The sequence below is a fragment of the Rudaea sp. genome (assembly GCF_047601565.1).
Lineage (GTDB): Bacteria > Pseudomonadota > Gammaproteobacteria > Xanthomonadales > Rhodanobacteraceae > Rudaea.
The window spans coordinates 1,642,861-1,660,765 of sequence record NZ_JASGIY010000001.1 but is presented as its reverse complement, the minus strand read 5'-3'; the positions used below and the strand labels follow the sequence as shown (position 1 = coordinate 1,660,765).

At 65.4% G+C, this 17,905-nt stretch carries 15 protein-coding genes; 7 read left to right on the top strand and 8 right to left on the bottom strand.

Annotation, left to right across the window (positions count from 1 at the left end; translation table 11 throughout):
• Positions 1 to 86 precede the first annotated feature (86 nt).
• The 4 genes from QM741_RS07175 to QM741_RS07160 are packed head-to-tail and all read left to right on the top strand — an operon-like array spanning position 87 to position 5,829.
• Positions 87 to 2,387: a TonB-dependent siderophore receptor gene (locus QM741_RS07175; protein ID WP_415207035.1), complete on the top strand. Its 2,301-nt coding sequence runs from the start codon at positions 87 to 89 to the stop codon at positions 2,385 to 2,387.
• Positions 2,384 to 3,595, top strand: coding sequence for a PstS family phosphate ABC transporter substrate-binding protein (locus QM741_RS07170; RefSeq protein ID WP_415207034.1), 1,212 nt, complete (start codon positions 2,384 to 2,386; stop codon positions 3,593 to 3,595). The genes QM741_RS07175 and QM741_RS07170 overlap by 4 nt, the downstream gene beginning before the upstream one ends.
• Before the next feature lie 44 nt (positions 3,596 to 3,639).
• Entirely contained in the window at positions 3,640 to 4,731 is a 1,092-nt protein-coding gene (locus QM741_RS07165) for a PstS family phosphate ABC transporter substrate-binding protein (protein ID WP_415207033.1), read from the top strand.
• Between the two features lie 36 nt (positions 4,732 to 4,767).
• The gene (locus QM741_RS07160) at positions 4,768 to 5,829 is read left to right on the top strand and encodes a PstS family phosphate ABC transporter substrate-binding protein (protein WP_415207032.1); all 1,062 of its coding nucleotides are present in this window, start codon (positions 4,768 to 4,770) and stop codon (positions 5,827 to 5,829) included.
• On the opposite strand, the gene QM741_RS07155 is transcribed toward QM741_RS07160, so the two are convergent.
• The 5 genes from QM741_RS07155 to QM741_RS07135 all read right to left on the bottom strand — a co-directional run bounded on the left by QM741_RS07155 (position 5,765) and on the right by QM741_RS07135 (position 11,400).
• A complete protein-coding gene (locus QM741_RS07155) occupies positions 5,765 to 6,778 on the bottom strand; it encodes a hypothetical protein (RefSeq protein WP_415207031.1) in 1,014 nt (337 codons plus the stop codon). The two genes, QM741_RS07160 and QM741_RS07155, sit on opposite strands and share 65 nt — an antisense overlap.
• Positions 6,779 to 6,953: 175 nt before the next feature.
• Complete coding sequence (locus tag QM741_RS07150; protein ID WP_415207030.1) at positions 6,954 to 7,772, bottom strand: class I SAM-dependent methyltransferase; 819 nt, start codon at positions 7,770 to 7,772, stop codon at positions 6,954 to 6,956.
• A gap of 43 nt (positions 7,773 to 7,815) precedes the next feature.
• Entirely contained in the window at positions 7,816 to 9,159 is a 1,344-nt protein-coding gene (locus QM741_RS07145) for a 2-hydroxycarboxylate transporter family protein (protein ID WP_415207029.1), read from the bottom strand.
• A gap of 66 nt (positions 9,160 to 9,225) precedes the next feature.
• Positions 9,226 to 10,275, bottom strand: coding sequence for a YncE family protein (locus tag QM741_RS07140; RefSeq protein ID WP_415207028.1), 1,050 nt, complete (start codon positions 10,273 to 10,275; stop codon positions 9,226 to 9,228).
• Positions 10,276 to 10,344: 69 nt separating this feature from the next.
• Positions 10,345 to 11,400 carry a YncE family protein gene (locus QM741_RS07135; protein ID WP_415207027.1) on the bottom strand — a complete coding sequence of 352 codons (1,056 nt, stop codon included), beginning with the start codon at positions 11,398 to 11,400 and terminating at the stop codon, positions 10,345 to 10,347.
• 195 nt (positions 11,401 to 11,595) lie between these two features.
• On the opposite strand from QM741_RS07135, the gene QM741_RS07130 reads away from it, so the two are divergent.
• The 3 genes from QM741_RS07130 (at position 11,596) to rpoH (ending at position 14,826) form a co-directional block, all read left to right on the top strand.
• Positions 11,596 to 12,261, top strand: a complete 666-nt coding sequence (locus tag QM741_RS07130) for a response regulator transcription factor (protein ID WP_415207026.1) — start codon at positions 11,596 to 11,598, stop codon at positions 12,259 to 12,261.
• Positions 12,262 to 13,620 (top strand): ATP-binding protein, encoded by a 1,359-nt coding sequence (locus QM741_RS07125; RefSeq protein ID WP_415207025.1) that lies wholly within the window; start codon positions 12,262 to 12,264, stop codon positions 13,618 to 13,620.
• A 342-nt stretch (positions 13,621 to 13,962) separates the two neighbouring features.
• Positions 13,963 to 14,826: an RNA polymerase sigma factor RpoH gene (gene rpoH / locus QM741_RS07120; protein WP_415207024.1), complete on the top strand. Its 864-nt coding sequence runs from the start codon at positions 13,963 to 13,965 to the stop codon at positions 14,824 to 14,826.
• Positions 14,827 to 14,962: 136 nt separating this feature from the next.
• Here the strand turns inward: rpoH and QM741_RS07115 are convergent, their stop codons facing one another.
• The 3 genes from QM741_RS07115 to QM741_RS07105 all read right to left on the bottom strand — a co-directional run bounded on the left by QM741_RS07115 (position 14,963) and on the right by QM741_RS07105 (position 17,885).
• Positions 14,963 to 16,189, bottom strand: a complete 1,227-nt coding sequence (locus QM741_RS07115; protein ID WP_415207023.1) for a type II toxin-antitoxin system HipA family toxin — start codon at positions 16,187 to 16,189, stop codon at positions 14,963 to 14,965.
• 9 nt (positions 16,190 to 16,198) lie between these two features.
• Entirely contained in the window at positions 16,199 to 16,456 is a 258-nt protein-coding gene (locus QM741_RS07110) for a helix-turn-helix domain-containing protein (protein WP_415207022.1), read from the bottom strand.
• Positions 16,457 to 16,598: 142 nt separating this feature from the next.
• The gene (locus QM741_RS07105; protein WP_415207021.1) at positions 16,599 to 17,885 is read right to left on the bottom strand and encodes an NAD(P)/FAD-dependent oxidoreductase; all 1,287 of its coding nucleotides are present in this window, start codon (positions 17,883 to 17,885) and stop codon (positions 16,599 to 16,601) included.
• Positions 17,886 to 17,905: the final 20 nt, after the last annotated feature.

Here is a 17,905-nt window from a genome sequence, read left to right as displayed (position 1 = left end):
ACGGACGCTTCGATCCGGCGCAGAAGCGCAATCACCAAAAACACAACGACCAGGCCCGCATACGCAGGCCGCCCCCGGGAGGACACATGTTCGTCAGATCGAGTTTGGCCTCGGCCATCGCCGCCGGCCTTTCATTGCTCCTTTCGCAAGCCGTTCTCGCGCACGACGCGGGCACCGACTCCACCGCCGCGACGGACGTCGCCGCGGCCACCGGCGACGCCAACGCCGCCGACAAGGACGACAAGAAAGAACAGCAGGAACTCGAAGCCGTGCAGGTCACCGGGCGCTTCATTTCCAAGGGCGCGCGCAGCGCGATGAAGCAGGACCTCGACGTGCGCGACACGCCCTATTCCGTCGCCGACTACTCGCAGTCGTTCATGAAGGCGATCGAGACGGCGAACCTGACCGACCTCTACAGCTACATGACCGGCGTCTCGCGCGGCGGCGTCACCGGATACGACATCTCGATCCGCGGCTTCAAGACGACGCAGGCCGACGAGGGCGCGATCCTCGTCGACGGCCTGCCCGGCCTGTCGGGCCGCTTCGGCTCGCCGCCGACGGTGATGGCCGAGCGCGTCGAAGTGGTCAAGGGACCGGCCTCGGTGCTCTACGGCGAGGCGCAGCCCGGCGGCTTCGTCAACATCATCACCAAGAAACCGCAGGACAAGGCCTCCGGCGTGATCGACATCCTTTCCACGACGTACAGCGGCGCCGGCCTCTCGTTCGGCGACACCGCCGGTTTCACCGGCGATCTCGACCTGACCGGCCCGATCGACAAGGACCGCCGCTTCCTCTATCGCGTCGTCGCCGAGAGCAGCGACCGCGACACGTTCCGAGGCGGCTGGGAGCGCGCGTTCTATTTCGCGCCGAGCGTGACCTGGCAGATGAACGACAGCACTTCGCTGCGCCTGTCCGCCGAATACCGCAAGCGCACCAACGCCTACGACAACCTGCTCGTCGCGCCGGCCAAGAACGCGGCGCTGATCGCGCCGATCACGACGCGCTACCAGGAACCGAACGACGTGCAGCAGGAAAAGGGACGCTCGGTCACCGCCGCGCTCGAGCACAGCTTCGACAACGAAGGCGTGTGGAACCTCGCCGTGCGCAGCGTGCGCGGCTCGGACACCGCCACCGGCTACGACAACGTCGCCGTGCTCGCCGACCTGACCACGCTGCAGCGGCGTGCGCGCGGGCAGATCAACCACCGCAGCTACGACTACGTCGACACGAACTACAGCCAGGCTTTCAAGACCGGCTTCATCGAGCACAAGCTGCTCGTCGGCCTCGGCGGCGGCACCAACCGCACCGACTTCAACCGCCTGCAGTTCTACAACGGCGCGACCACGGGCGCGCTCGCGAAGCCCGGTCCGAAATCGCTCAACATCGACATCTACGATCCGATATTCGGCGTATCGCCGCCGCTGTCGTCGTTCCCGATCGGCACGGTCAACGACCGCGTGACGACCGAGAGCAACGCCGGCGCCTACCTTTCCGACGTGATGACGCTGTCGGAGCACTGGAAGGCCAGCTTCGGCCTGCGCTACACGCGCGACGAGCAGAACGGCAAGGAAATCAAGACGCCGCCGCTGACCAGCAGCAGCAAGGCCGACTCCGACGTCATGCCGACCGCCGGCATCCTCTACCAGCCCAGCGAACACTGGACCTACTACTACAGCTACGCGACCTCGTTCGTCGCCGCCTCGCCGACCGCGCAGGACGCCGCCGGCAACAACCCGTTCAAGCCGACCACGGCCAAGCAGAACGAGGTCGGCGTCAAGGCCGACCTGCTCGACAACCGCGTGACCACGACGCTGGCGCTGTTCGACATCCAGAAGACCAACACGCTGGCCGTCGCCACCTGCAACGTGGGCGTGCCCGGCACCTGCTCGCAGCAGGTCGGCGGCGAGCGTTCGAAAGGCTACGAGTGGGAAATCGAGGCGCATCCGCTCGAAAACTGGCAGGTCCTGTTCGGCTTCGCCCACACCAACGCGAAGGTGGCCAAGTCGAACGGGGCGAAAACCTCGCCGCTCGTCGATTCGCGCCTGACCAACGCGCCGCTCAACAGCGCGCACGTGTGGTCGCGCTACGATTTCGCCGAGGGCGCGCTGAAGAACTTCGGCGTCGGCGTCGGCGTCACCTATGTCTCCGAAGTCGCCGGTTCGCAGCCGAGCCTGTCCGATCTGCGCGTGCTGACCTTGCCGGGCCACGTGGTCACCGACCTCGTCTTCTACTACCAGCTGCTCGACAAATACACGGTCACGCTCAAGTTCGGCAATCTGTTCGACAAGACCTACTTCGAGGGCGTCAACTCGACGACGAACGAAATCGGCGTCGTGCCGGGCGCGCCGCGCAACGTGCAATTGGCCGTAAAGGTGCCCTTCCTGTGAAACGTTCCCGACATTCTTTCCCGCGCGGTCTCGCCCGCTGCGCCCTCACCGCTACACTGACCGCCTGCGGCATCGGCGCGGCAACCGCAGCCGACGCCCCGGCCGCCGCCGGCCACGCCGCGCTGGTGCCGCCGACGCCGACGCAGTACGTCGAATGGCTGGACCAGATGCCGGCGACGACGAAACCGCAAACCGAGGCGCAAGTCGAGGCCGGCAAGCAGCAGGGCCGCGCGTTGCCCGAGCCCGAGCTGCTGCAACCGACGCTCGATCCGGCCCTGCCGCCGTACAAGCCGCGCCGCGACATCAAGCTCGCCGGCACGTTCAAGGGCGCCGCCTCGGACGTGCTGCCCGGCCTCGCCAATGCCTGGTTCGCGGCGTTCCGGAAGATCTATCCGAACGTGCACCTCAGCGTCGCGCCGCCCTACGCGGGCAGCCTCGGCGCGAAGGAACTGGTCAAGCAGACTCTCGACTTCGTCTTCGTCTCGCGCGAGCTCAAGCCCGACGACGTGACCGAGTTCAAGGCCAAGTTCGGCTATCTGCCGACGAGCGTGCCGATCAGCGGCGGCAGCTACCGCCACTTCGGTTTTCTCGACGCGGTCGGCTTCTTCGTCAGCCGCGACAACCCGCTCGACAGGATCAGCTACGCGCAGATCGACGCGATCTTCTCGAGCACGCACTACCGCGGCGGCCAGCCGATCACGACCTGGGGCCAGCTCGGCCTGACCGGCGAATGGGCGGACAAGCCGATCCACGCCTACGCGCTCAAACCGTGGAACGGCTTCGAGGAGTTCGTGCGCCAGCGCGTGCTCAGCGTCGACGGCAAGCGCGGCGAGTGGAGCGACGGCAACCACTACGACAAGCTCGTCTTCCCGATGGCCAAGCACGCGGCCGAGGATCGTTACGCGATCGGCTACACCGGCGTCGCCTATCTCGATGCACCGGTGAAGATGCTCGCGATCGGCGAAAACGACGCCGGTCCGTTCTACTCGCCGACCTACGAGAACGTCGCGCGCGCGACCTACCCGCTGTCGCGCCTGATCTTCTTCAACTTCAACAAGGCGCCCGACAAGCCGATCGATCCCGCGCTCGCCGAATTCCTCAAGTTCGTGCTGAGCAAAGAGGGCCAGCAGATCGTGCGCGACCAGGCGCTGTACATGCCGCTGCGCGCCGGCCAGGTCGCCGCGGCGCGTGCGCTGATCGAAAAATGAGTTCCGCCGCCTCAACCACTCGTTCAACCGGAGGTCCCCGTTCCATGAATACGAAATTCGTCGCGCGTCGCGCCAAGGTGCTGGCTCTTGCCGCCGCCTGCACCGCCGCGCTCGCCACCGCCTTCGCTCCGTCCGCCTTCGCGCTGAAGTACGCCGCGGTCGAGCACCACCTGAAGGTCGATCCGTCCATGCCGACCTGGACACCCGGCAAAGTGGACACCGTGCCCGAAGAAGAACTCGCGCTCGTCGGCGCCGACGTGATGGACGAAATGTGCCTCGGCTGGGCGAAGATCTTCCGCAAGGCCTACCCGCACCTGTCGGTCGTGCTCAACCTGCCCGCCTCCGGCGCCGGCGTAAAAGGGCTGCTCGCCGGCGCGAAGGCGCCCGATTCCGTCATCGCGCCGGTCGGCCGCGAGATGCTTCCGGCCGAGGAAAAGGCGTTCGTCGACAAGTTCGGCTACGAGCCGTTCCGCATCAAGGTCGCCACCGGCAGCCTCGGTTCGCTCGGCAAGACCGCGACGTCGATTTTCATGGTCGACAAGGACAACCCGATCAAGGGCCTCTCGCTGCCGCAGCTCGACGCGATGTACTCGACCACGCGCAAGCTCGGCCACGCCGACGTGAACACCTGGGGCGACGTCGGCCTGACCGGCAAGTGGGCTTCGCTGCCGATCCACAAGTACGGCCTGAAGTCGCCGAACGGCATCGAGTGGTTCATTAAGATCAACGTCCTCGACATGGGCGACTACAAGAACGACATCGAGTTCGTCAAAGGCCGCGGCTTCACCCACGCCTTCAACGTCGCCGCCGAGGACATGGCGAAGAACCCGGGCGGCATCACCTACGCGCTGCTCGCGAACGTGCAGCCGAACGTCAAGGTCGTGCCGCTCTCGGTCAAGGACGGCGGCCCGTACATCGCGCCGACGCTGCAGACCGTGTACGACCACAGCTATCCGCTGAGCCGCTACGTCTACATCTACGTCAACCGCAAGCCGGGCACGCCGCTCGAGCCGAAGGTCAAGGAATTCCTCAAGATGGTGCTGAGCAAGCAGGGCCAGCAGGCGGTGGCGGAGGAAGGCGTCTACATCCCGCTGCAGCCCTCGGTCGTGAAGGAAGAGCTGGCCAAGCTCGACTAAGCTGCCTCGGCGGCGCGAGATTCGATTCGATCCGACATGCAAGACGCAACCCGGATCTCGCGCCGCGTTTTTCTTTCCGCCTGCGCGGGTACGCTGCTCCCCGTGCGTGCCCGCGCAGGCGATTTCGGTTCCGCCCTGCCCCGCTACGCGCCGAAGGCGAGATTCGCCGGCACGCTGCGCGTCAGCGGCGCGGATACGATGCGCGACCTCGTCGCCGCCTGGGCGCGCGAGTTCCGCGCATTCCAGCCCGACGTCAAGATCGACAACGCCGCGACGAAACTCTCGGCCGACGGCGTCGACGCGCTGCTCGCCGGACGCGCCGACGTCGTCACCTACGTACGCGAGCCGTTCGCCGCCGAGGTCGATGCGATCGCGCGCCGCTTCGGCCATGCGCCGGGCCTGGTCAACGTCGCCGGCGGCAGCTACGCGACGAAGAGCGGCACGCATGCGCTCGCGATCTTCGTCAACGCGGCCAATCCGATCACGCACATCAGCCTCGACGAACTCGACGCGATCTATTCGAAGGATCGCCGCCGCGGCCGCGCGGCGATCACGACCTGGGGTCAGCTCGGCCTGACCGGCGACTGGGCGGACAAGCCGATCCGCGCCTACGGCATGCTGCACCAGCGCGAAACCGGCAACCCGCCCGGCATCGTCAACTATTTCCGCGAGCGCGTGCTGCGCGGCGGCGAGATCCGCGACGGCATCGACGAGCAGGTCGACCGCCCCGGCGAGACCGCGCTCGATGCGATCGTGCATCGCGTCGCCGAAGATCCGGCCGGCATCGGCTACAGCGGCTTCGCCTACGCCGCGCCCGGAACGAAAACGCTGCGGCTCGCCGAAACGCCGCGCGGCCCGTACTACGCCGGCACGCCCGACGAAGTCGCGCGCCGCGTCTATCCGCTGTCGCGGCAGATCTATCTCGGCTTCCGCGCATCGCCCGACGCGGCGCTGGCGCCCGCGCTGCGCGAGTTCCTCGCGTTCGTGCTGAGCCGGCAAGGACAGAAGATCGTCGCCGAAGATCGCATGCGCTTCATTGCGCTGACGCCGGCGCAGGCCGAGGCATCGCGTCGCGCCTTGCGTCGGGCGATTCCATGATCCGCCCTGCGCTTCGCGCCGCGTAGCAGCCGCTGGCGTGGCTGCCCCGGCCGCCACCGAGGCCGCGAGCGGTTGAAGGCAGCGCGTCGAAAGCGCTCACCGAAAACACAAAGCCCGCCATCCGCTGCGGAACGACGGGCCTTGCGATTCGATGCGGTCGGATTTTCAGCGCAGGATTCTGGAAACCCAGGTAGTACGCGAACTTCTGCTGCTCGTCGTTGCGGTCGCCGAACTGGCGACCGGCCGACACCATCAGGTTCAAACGTTCGTTGATCGCATACGTGAAGCCGAGGTTCACCAGCGTCTGGGTATTGCCGCCGCCCCAGTACTGGTGGATTTCGCCCATGCACTCGAACTTCTCCGATATGCATTCGCGCATGACGTAGACGCCGGCCTCCCACTCGTCCTGTTCGTGCTGGGTGAAGTTGCGGCCGAATTCCGTGCCGACCTCGAAACCGCCGGCCGCGAAGTTCAACAGCACCGGCATCAGGAACGACGTGTGTTGCGGCGCCAGCCCCTTTCGCGTGGAACGGCTGGACCAGGAGGAAGTCACCTGCGGATAGATGGCAAGGGCATAACCGCCGCCCGGCTCGCCTCCTTCGCCTTCTTCGCGGTCGTGGAAACGCCACTTCCAGCCGCCGCCGACTTCGCCGAGACCCGTGCTCGCCGGACCGCCCGTCTCCTTGGCGTAGCTCCACGGAATTTCGAACGTGAGCTGGCCGTGCTCGCCGACGCCGAAGTTGACGTCGGCGGCGAACATGTCGACGTTCCACGCATGCGCGGTTTTTTCGCCGGTCGTTCCGAGGTTGATTTCCCATTTGCCCGGCCCCGGCGTGTCGACGTCGTCGGTGACGAGCGGCGGCGCCTGGGCAATCGCCCATCCGGACAGCATCAACATGGCGAGCGCAGCGAGGAGGCGCAGGACGTTCGTTCGATTGGACTGGATCATTGAATGGTTTTCCCTCTGGCTGTGTTGCGCATTTCCCCTTGGCGGCATGCCGCGACGGGTGCTCGCCACTTTGACCGGCCGCCGCTGATATCCGGCTGACGTTTCGCCTGAATTTTTCTTCAGCCTTCGCTATGAAGAAATCTGCGCGGCTTGCGCCGGCATCGAAGCCGGCGTTTCAGCCGGCGTTCGGCCGGCCGACGAACGCCACCGTGCGATACGACACGCTGACCTGGCCATCACGCGCATGGCGGGCGAACAACCGGGACAGCTTCTGCACGGCACGTTCGCCTTGCGGCGTGTCGCGGTCGGGCATCGCCGAGCGCGACAGCGCCAGGCTGATCAGGCCGTCATGGTCGAGCTGCTGCATGTTGGCGAATTCGAGGCGCTCGAACGATTCCGCGGCGAAGAACGCCGGCACGTAGGACAAGTCCTGGCGGCGGTCGAGCACGGCCTGCTTGTCGCCGCCGAACTCGCCGAGCAGGTCGTCGAGCGCCTTGTGCAGCGGATCGCTGAGCGGGCGCGTGTTCCAGACGAGGACGACGCGTCCGTCCGGCTTGAGCACGCGCAGCCACTCGCGCCGCACGGCCTCGACGTCGAACCAGTGGAAGGCCTGTGCGGCGGTGATCACGTCGACCGCGGCGTCGGCGAGCGTGGTCGCCTCGGCGCTGGCGGCGATGCTGCGGTACTTGCGGTACTTGGCGAGCGTCGCGACGGCGACGGCGAGCATCGCCGCGTTCGGCTCGACCGCGGTGACGTTGTAGCCGCGGTAGAGCAGCTGCCCGGTGAACAGCCCCGTACCCGCGGCGATGTCGGCGACCTGAGCCGCGGGATACAGCGTGCGGTTCGCGCGCAGACGCTCGAACAGCGCGGCCGGGTAGCGCGGCCGCGCGGCGGCATAGTCGGCCGCCTTGGTCGAAAAGGCGCCGCCCACGCCGCCGCGCTCGGAAAACAGCGCCGGGAGCGAAGGCGCGTCGGGCGCCGGCGATGCGCTCATGTCCCGCGCCCCCGAAGCCGTGGCGTGCGTGCGCGCATCGCGCTCAGCCGAGCTGCTTGAGCGCGATCAGCGACAGCGTCACCGTGATCGCGCCGCCGATGCGCGTGGCGATCTGCGCGAACGGCATCAGCACCATGCGGTTCGACGCGGTGAGGATGGCGATGTCGCCGGTGCCGCCCTGGCCGCTGTGGCAGGCGTTCACGATCGCGGTTTCGATCGGATACATCTTGATCCAGCGCCCGACGTAGTAGCCCGTGGCCATCAGCGAGAGCACGGTGGCGACGATGGTGATCAGGTTGGCGATGTGGAAGGCCGCCATGAGCTTGTCCCACGGCGTCATCGCCACGCCGACCGCGAACAGCAGCGGATAGGTCACGCCGACCGAGAAGAACTTGTAGACCGCGTACGCGCCCTGGCGCAACTGCGGCGAAATCATGTGCGCGAGCTTGGCGGCGACCGCGACGAACAGCATCGTGACCGGCGCCGGGAAGCCGAACAGCTTGTAGGCCATGAGGCCGATCATGTAGAGCGTGATCGCGGTCAGCGCGGCGGCGGCGATGTGGGTCACGTCGACGTGCTGGCCGACTTCCTCCTCGCTGGCCTCCATCTCGTCGTGCTCGCCGGGCTGCAGGCGGCCTTCGCCGGTCAGATGCGGGTACTTCCTGCCGAGCGCGTTGAGCGCGCCAGAGGCGAGGATCGCGGTCAGGCTGCCGAGCATGACGATCGGCAGCACCTCGGCGAACAGGTCGCCCTGCTTCTGGCCGAGGATGTCGGCGTAGCCCATCGACAGCGGGATCGCGCCCTCGCCGACGCCGCCGGCCATGATCGGCACGACGATGAAGAAGAACGAGTGCTTGGCGCCGAGGCCGAGCAGCGTGCCGACCAGCGTGCCGACGATCGCCGCGACCACCGATCCGGCCGCGAGCGGCACGAAGATCTTGAGGAAGCCCTTGACGAGCACGCCGCGGTCCATGCTCATGATGCTGCCGACGATGATCGCGGCGATGAACAGGTAGAGGAAGTTCGTCGACTTGGTGAAATCGGTGACGTTCTTGACCACGACGTCCGGCAGGACTTTGTAGAACACCAGCGCCGACGGAATGAAGGTCGCGAAGATCGCCGCCGCGCCGATGTTCCTGATCACCGGGATGCGCTTGCCGACTTCGGCGCAGGCGAAACCGCCGACCGCGAGGATGGCGATGCTGACGTTGATCTCGGCGGGCAGCGCGTTGAGGTAGACGAATCCCGCGATCAGGGCGAGAAGCACGAGGAAGACCGGCACCGGAACCACGCCGATGCGCAGCTCCATGAGCCGCCACCAGGCGTTGGGCCAGAACGGCTCCGCGCCCGCGGCGGCGGATTTGTCGAGGGGGGAAACGTTGGACATGGTCGGGCCTTTCTTCGGAAGACTGGTGATTGCGGTCGCTGCGGCGACCCGGAACCGGAACGGAAATCAGCGCGTGTAGGTGAGCACGGTGAACGTATCGTCGTAGTAGGTGTTCGGATAGAACGTGGTCACCGCCGTATTGATCTTCTTCGACGGATCGGCCACGCCCTCGGCGGTCACCGAGTAGACCTTCTTGGTCTTCGGGTCGAGCGCCATCGTGCGCGCGTACGGCCGCGTCGTCGTCGCCTCGACGAGCTTGTAGCTGTCGGGCGTTTCCTGCGCGTAGATGACGAGGTTCGCGTCGACGCCGTTGCTGGTATAGACCTGCTTCGTCGCCGCGTCGAACACGACGCCGTCGACGCCGTGGCCGATCGGCAGCGTGGCCACGACCTTGCCGCTGGTCCCGTCGAGCACGTCGAGCACGGGCTTCTCGCTGCGGCAGCCGACGAAGATGCGCTTGCTCGCCGCGTCGTAGTCGAGCCCGGTCGGCTGCACGCAACCGTCGGTCGGATATTCGGCCAGCAGCTTGCGCTGGGCGACGTCGACCTTGATGACCTTGTTCTTGTCGCGCAGGGCCACGAACATGTTGCCCGCGCCGTCCGCGGCCGAGCCGTCGAGCTTGCCGCTGTCCACCGGCAGCGTGCCGGTGACGGCGCCGGTCTTCGCATCCATGAACGCGAGCGCGTGGCTGTCGCCCATCGTGAACACGAGCTGCTTGGACTTCGGATCGTAGAACACGGAATCGGAGTCCTTGCCGAACGGCACGCGCTTGATCGTCTTCAGCGTCGACAGCTTGAACATCGTCGAGGTGCCGTCCTCGTTCGCGGTGTAGCCGAGATCGAATTCGGGCACGAGGCGTATGGCGCCGGCGCCTTCGGAGTCCTCGAGCGTCTTCACCACCTGCTTCTTGGCGAGATCGAAGACGGCCGCGCCGTCGCCGCGCCGGCCGATGAAAAGAATCGGCCGCGTCGCGTCGAGCGCCACGTAGTCCCAGTCGGGCGACTTGCCCTCGAGTGTCGTCGCCGACTCGAGATGGTAGAACGACTGCGCCAATGCAGCGGTCGAGGACAAGGCCAGCAATGCGGGGATGACGGCAACGGCAAGAAGCGGTCTCATCTTTTTTACTCCAGGTCGGAAGAAACGATTGGGGTTGCGCAGGCGGGGATGCGAACGGCCATCCATGGCCTACTTGAGAACATTGAAACTCAGCAGCGCCGCGGTGCGGCCGGAACTGCCGGGCGAAGCGGCGACATACAGCCTTTGCAGTTGCGGTATCAGGATGCCGGTCTTCGCTCCCGGCGCCGAAGCGACCAGCGGCAACTCTTCGTAATGATCGCGATCCTTTTCGGCGAACACGCCGATATAGCCCTCGCTTCCGAGCGCATAGACGCGGTGATTGATCCTGTCGAACAGCACCTGATCGCAGCCCACGGGAGCCTTGAAGCTGGTGACGGTCGCGCCGGTGTCGGCATCGAGCACGAGCAGACGGCTCGGCGCGCGCGTGGCGACGAACAGGCGGCGGGTCGCCTCGTCGAATGCGAGCGGTATGTTCCTCTGCGCTTCCGCGATCGGCCAGGTGGCGATGATGCTGCGCGTATTCTTGTCGACCACGGCCATTTCGTTCATGCCGGTCACATTGACGTAGAGCTTGTTGCCGTGTTTCTCGAGCACCAGCGCACCGACGTGATCGGCGGCGAATTTCAGCTCGCCGTAGTTCCTGCCGGTATACGGGTCGATCTCGACCAGCCAGGAATTGGGCTGGTGCATGTTATGGCCGCCGGCGACGGCGTACAGACGCTTGCGTATCGCGTCGTAGCCCATCGACTCGGCGCCACCGGTATGCCGGAACGAACCGACGATCTGGTACGTCGCCCCGTCGATTACCTTGGTCTCGCCGTCCGCGCCGGTCTGGGTGACGATGAGCCTGTCCACGTCCGCCAGATAGAGCAGGTCGTGCGGCGCACCGATCCCAGCGATGCTGCGAAGGTGCTTGCCCGATCGGAGGTCGAATGCTTCGAGCGTATCGTGGCCCTCGGCCGCCAGGAACAGGCGGTTGCCCTTGAGGTCGGCCGCGAAATGCTCGAAGTTGCCCGTATAGCCCGGCAACTCGATCCGGCCCAGAGCCTCGAGCGCAGGCGCTGGCTCCGCCGCTGCTGCGGGCGCCGCTTTGGCAAGCAACTGCCCAGCCACGGCACCGGCCACGATGGCGAGCAAGGATAGCAATGGCAGACGCTTCGACATGATTCCCGTTTCTTATCGTCCTGGAGCCGCCTTCCCTCTTCCCGCGGCGCAGTGTAGGCACACCCTAACCAGACAACCTTTCGCCGCCCTGAAGCAATTCTTAAAGCGAATTCAGACTGGTGTTGCAGTGCAGATAGCGTTTGCCGATTCAGTTTGAGTAATTTGTACACCCTCAGTCTTCCAGCGACGCGCCCCATGAAGATCCTGATCGTCGAAGATCAACAACGCCTCGGAGAATTCCTCAAACAGGGGCTAGCCGAACGCGCCTACACGGTGAACTGGGTGCGCAATTGCAAGGATGCGCACGACGCGCTTTGCGAAACCAACTACGACGTCATCGTGCTCGACCTCGGCCTGCCCGACGGCGACGGCCTCACCCTGCTGCGCGAGTGGCGGCAAAGCGGATTCGCCGAGCCGGTCCTGATCCTGAGCGCGCGCGACACGGTCGACGACCGCATCGCCGGCCTCGATCACGGTGCCGACGACTACCTGCAGAAGCCCTTCAGCTTCGAGGAGCTTCTCGCACGCGTGCGCGCGCTGATTCGGCGCCAGAACGCGGTCAAGCAGACGATGCTCGAACACCGTGGCATCCAGCTCGACCTGCTCAGCCACACGGTGCGCGTCAATGCCAATTCGGTCGACCTCACCAGCCGCGAATTCGCCCTGCTCGAAATCTTCATGCACAACCCGGGGCGCACCCTGACGCGCACGTTGATCTCGGAAAAAATCTGGGCCTCGCACTACGACATCGACACCAACCTGCTCGACGTCTACATGAGCCGCCTGCGCGGCAAGCTCGAACCGGCCTTCGACAAGCCGCTGTTCAAGACCGTGCGCGGAGTCGGCTACCAGATGACCTGAATGCGCTCCTTCCATTCGCTCGGCACGCGCCTCGCGGCGTGGTACGCCTTCGCCGCGACGCTCACGCTGGCCTGCCTGTTCGTCATCGGCTACGAACTGCTGTACACGCGGCTGATGCACGGCCTCGACCTGCTCAACAACTCGGAGGCGCACCAGCTCAGAACGCGCCTCGGCCCCGATTACGCCTCGCTCGACCTCGAAGCGATCGACCAGCGCATCCGCGAAGCGACGGAATCCGCCTCGGTGTTGTTCTACATCAACGTGCACAACACCGCGAACAACATCATGTTCTATTCGCACAACCTCAACGGCGTGATGATTCCCGACGTGAAGGGCGAACATCGCTACGATGCCAAGTTGCCCGGCATAGGGCCGGTACGCGTCGGCGAGTACGTGCACGAAGGACTCGACATCGTCGTCGCCACGCCGTCGGCCCAGGTCGACGCCAACATGCGCGACTACGTCTACGTCTGCGCCGCGCTGCTCGTGGTGATGCTGCTGGTGAGCAGCGCCATCGGCTACGGCCTGAGCAGGTTCGCACTGCGGCCCGTGCGCATGATCGCGGAGACCGCGCGCCGCATCGGCCTGGACAACCTCGGCGAGCGCATGCCCGAATCCGAAGTGCGCGACGAAATTGCCGATCTCGCCCGCCTCCTCAACGAGATGTTCGACCGTCTCGAGACCTCGTTCAACCAGATCCGGCGCTTCACCGCCGAAGCCTCGCACGAACTGAAGACGCCGCTGTCGCTCGTGCGCCTGCACGCCGAGAAGCTACTCGTCGATGGCAAGTTCGTGCCCGCGCAGGAAGAGGCGCTGCTCATCCTGCTCGAAGAGATAGGCCATCTCGACAAGATCATCGACCAGTTGCTCTTCCTCTCCCGCGTCGACGCGAAGGTGACGCGGCTCGAGCTCATCGCCCAGGATCCAGGCTCGTTCCTGCGCGGCTTCGCGCCCGATGCGACCGCGCTGATCGAGCATCGCGGCATGCGCCTGCGCTTCGCGCACGAAGGTGAAAGCGCGGTCCACTTCGACAGGAAATGGATCCGTCTGGTCCTGCTCAACCTAATCAGCAACGCGATCAAGGCCTCGCCCGAGCACGGCGAAATCCGCCTCGATTCGAAAGTCGGCGATGGCGTCTGGCGCGTCGCCGTCACGGACGCAGGCCGCGGCCTGCCCGAAGGCGAACTCAAGCGCATCTTCGAGCGCTTCGTGCGCGTCCAGGGCACCGGCTACGACGACAAGGGCAGCGGCCTCGGCCTGAGCATCTGCCGCAGCATCCTCGACATGCACCAAGGCCATATATATGCGGAGAACGCGGTCGGTGTCGGGCTCCGGGTCGTCTTTGCGATTCCCGCCTGACCACTTCAATCGCAACGCGTTGCCACGTGCAGGTATCTTTGGGATTGCCGGACGAGTTCGAATCCCAGTCTTCCAATCGGGCTTCCAAGACGGTTCCAGAAAGTCGCCACATCAGCCAATCCCGCATTCCAACGGGGGTTTTTCTACCCATGCGAGCGAAGGCGTCGTCCGCTTGCGTGCGCGGATTCCTGGGGGGAAGGTGAACTAATTTTAACGTGCACCCCAGCTCATTCGTGTACTATGCGGTCCAGAAAAAAGGGTTACCGTTCGGTCACGGAACTTTTCGCCCGCTTTAGCACTCTCATGTCGCGAGTGCTAGACTGCACTCCTGAAGGAGACCCCATGTCCGCCGCCACCGCTTTGGTCACGAACAGCCTGCCGATCCCGAACGCACTCGGCAGCCTGGATTCCTACATCACCGCCGTGCATCGTTTCCCGGTGCTCAGCGTCGAGGAGGAACAATCCCTTGCCCGCGATTACCGCGCGAACGACGATCTCGATGCGGCGAAAACGCTGGTCATGTCGCACCTGCGCTTCGTCGTCCACGTCGCCCGCGGCTATTCCGGCTACGGCCTGCAGATCGGCGATTTGATCCAGGAAGGCAACATCGGCCTGATGAAGGCGGTCAAGCGCTTCGATCCGGACATGGGCGTGCGCCTGGTCTCGTTCGCGGTGCACTGGATCCGCGCCGAGATGCACGAGTTCATCCTGCGCAACTGGCGCATCGTCAAGGTCGCCACGACCAAGGCGCAGCGCAAGCTGTTCTTCAACCTGCGCAAGTCGAAGAAGCGCCTCGGCTGGATGAACAACGCCGAAGTGCAGGCCGTGGCCAAGGACCTCGGCGTGTCGACCGCCGACGTACTCGAAATGGAAGCACGCCTGTCCGGCCACGACATGGCCTTCGACGCGCCGACGGACGCCGACGAGGACGCCAAGCCCGCGCCGGTCGCCTACCTCGTCGACGACAACGCCGATCCGTACCATGCGCTCGAGAGCGAGAGCCAGGAAGAGTCCGACCTCGACACGCTCAAGAACGGCATGGCCAAGCTCGACGCGCGCTCACGCGACATCATCCAGCGCCGTTGGCTCAAGGACGGCGACAAGGCGACACTGCAGGAGCTGGCCGACGAATACAAGGTCTCGGCCGAGCGCATTCGCCAGATCGAAGTCAACGCGATGAAGAAGATGCGCGCGTTGTTCGCGTGATTTCTTGCGCTCGCCCCTGATCGCGAGCGTCGAAAAGCGGCCATTCTCTGCCGCACTTTTCAATCGAACGGCCCGGGCAAACCGGGCCGTTCGTTTTTCCGGCGCCATTCGGTAGTTGATGCCCGCTGACGTGCTTTCAGCCGCGGACAAGATCGTTGTCCACCTTGGGTAGACCTCGATCGAAGCGCTCAAGGCTTCGATCAAGGGCTTTGCCGACATCTGGCGCCATGGACAACAAATCTTCGTGCTCGCGCATGACACGCACAGCCACGTCTACGAAGCCGCGCAACCGCTCGCGGGGCTCCTCGACGCCACACCGTTCGGCGAATTCTTGCAAGTGCACGAGCGAGGCATGCAGGCTCTTGCTGCCACCCAAGGTCAACGCCAACGCATCTTCGGGAATGTATGCCGTGGTGTTGACGAGATCGTAGATCGGGGCCAGACGAACGTCGTCGTGGCTTGGATCGCTGTAGAGCACGCCGAAGTTCTTCAGATGCGCATCCCCGTTTCCGAGCAAACATGACAGGGCAATCTGATCGAACAACTGCCGCTTGGCGTCAGCGCGATTCTCTGCCGACACGAACAAGTCGCTTGCGCGAACGAGTTGTTCGTAACTGCCCTCGTACTTTTGGCTCGCGCCCTTTCCCATCAGCACCGCAAAATCCTCGAAACCCAGCGCGGCGCCGGCGACGCGATCGAAGCGGCGAACGACGAACAACTCGCGGTTCGAGGACAAGTAGAAGTCAGGCGTCGGCAGCCCGGCTTCCCGGGCCACGGTCATGCAGACGAATTCGTTGACGGCCAAGCCGGGGTAGTCGTTGCCGCCGCTCTTGACGATCAGGTCGGCCGTCACCACCGAGGCCTTGCCGGATTCGGCGGTTCTCTCGGGCACGAGCAGCTTGGGCTGGACGCCGGAGATCGCCGAACGCAATAGGTATCGGTCGGCCAACAGCGCGAACAGGTCTTCGGCCCCATCCCATGCGAGGATGTCGTCGAGGCGTTCCCCGCCGGCGCCGACGGTGGGCGCTCCAACCGCCGCAGCGAGGCCTGCGGCCGCGCTGAAACGCAACCGCCCGATCGGCTGATCGCCGCCGGTCATCGCCAGCAGTGTCATCGAGTCCAAGCGACTTGCCTTGGCGAATCGGTTCCTGATCTGCTCCAAGACGTACCCCTCGGGGAGATTCATCTGGAAGATGGGCAAGAGATGCGGGCTCGAATACGGCTCAGCCCGCACGGGCATGGTCAAGCTGACCTCCACGGCAGGCTGGGCTTCGCCGTCGTAGGAAAAGAAGTACCGCTCACCCGGCTCTGCGGCGAGGGCGCCACTGACGCCTTGGGGGGTGAGCACACGCAGACGATTCATGGCTGCGCCTCACGGGCCGAAAAGCTGCCGTGCCTCGTCCAACGTCGGCCGACGCGCCGGCTGGACGGCGAATTCGGCATTCAACGCGGCGAGGATACGTGCCAGCGTCCCGACCGCCATGCCTTCCTTGCCCTGCTCGGCGTGCAGCACGCTCAAACGCGGGACACCCGCTCGCTGCGCCAGCACCGATTGCGTCAGGCCGCGCTGTCGGCGCAGTTCGCGAATGGACTTCGCGAGTCGAAGGATGGGGGTAGACGAAGTAGACATGTATGTAATATAGAACATATCCTAGGTAATATCTACTATTTAATACTTTATGCGCCTTGACGAGCAAGGCCTGTCGGCCGAAACCCCAGCATCAAGGGGCATCAAGCTACCGAATGGCGTTTTCCGGGTCCGCGCGTTCGCTTCAGCGCGCTTCGGTTTCGGTTGCGCGATCGATCGGGCCTTTGTGGCCGATGATGATCCGCGCGGAACGCTGATAGCTCCAATACGCAATGGCCCAGTTGATCAGCACCGAAAGGCGGTTGCGAAAGCCGATCAGGAAGAACACGTGCGCCGCGAGCCAGAACCACCAGGCGAGCGCGCCGGACAGTTTCACGCCGTGCACGTCGACGATCGCGGCCATGCGCCCGATCGTGGCGAGGTTGCCGTAGTCTTGATAGCGGAACGACGGCGGCGGCGGGCGCCCGGCCAGACGGTCGCGTATCACCCGCGCCACATAGTTGCCCATCTGCTTCGCGCCGGGCGCAACGCCGGGCACGGGCTTGCCGTCCTGGACGACGGTGGCGAGATCGCCGGCGACGAAAATCTCCGGGTACCCCGGCACGGTCAAGTCGGGCAGCACGCGCACGCGCCCGGCGCGGTCGAGTTCGACCCCGAGCGAACGCGCCAACGGCGAGGCGGCGACGCCCGCAGCCCAGACCACGGTCCGCGCCGGTACGAAGACGCCGCCCGATCGATAGCCTTGCGCATCGATCGCCTCGACCGGCGAACCCGTGATCACTTCGACGCCGAGGCGTTCGAGCTGCTTGCGTGCCTTGGCCGAAAGCGATTCCGGAAAACTCGACAGGATGCGCAGGCCGGCCTCGATCAGGCGCACGCGCGCCGACGCGGGATCGATGTGGCGAAACTCGCGCTTGAGCGTATGCCGCGCGATCTCGGCCAGCGTGCCGGCGAGTTCCACGCCGGTCGGGCCGCCGCCGACGATGGCGAAGCTCAGCCATGCCTCGCGCTTGGCCGGATCGGTTTCCGCCTCGGCATGCTCGAACGCGAGCAGCAGGCGCCGGCGCAGCCGCAGCGCATCGTCGAGCGTCTTCAGGCCCGGGGCGAACGGCGCCCAGTCGTCGTGACCGAAGTAGGCATGGGTCGCACCGCTCGCGAGCAGCAAGGTGTCGTATTCGACCACGCTGCCATCGTCGAGGTTTACGCGCCGTACATCGGGTTCGATGCGTTCGACGGTCGCCAGACGCACCTCGACGTTCTTCTGCCCGCGCAGAATGTGGCGCAACGGTGCGGCGATGTCGGGCGAGGACAGGCCTGCCGTGGCGACCTGGTAAAGCAGCGGCTGGAACAGATGATGGTTGGCGCGATCGATCAGCAGGATCGACACCGGCGCGGCGCGCAGCGCGCGCGTGGCCCAGAGTCCGGCGAAGCCGCCGCCGACGATGACGATGCGCTGAGAGGACGTTGCCATGCATTGATCGTATCGCGTCG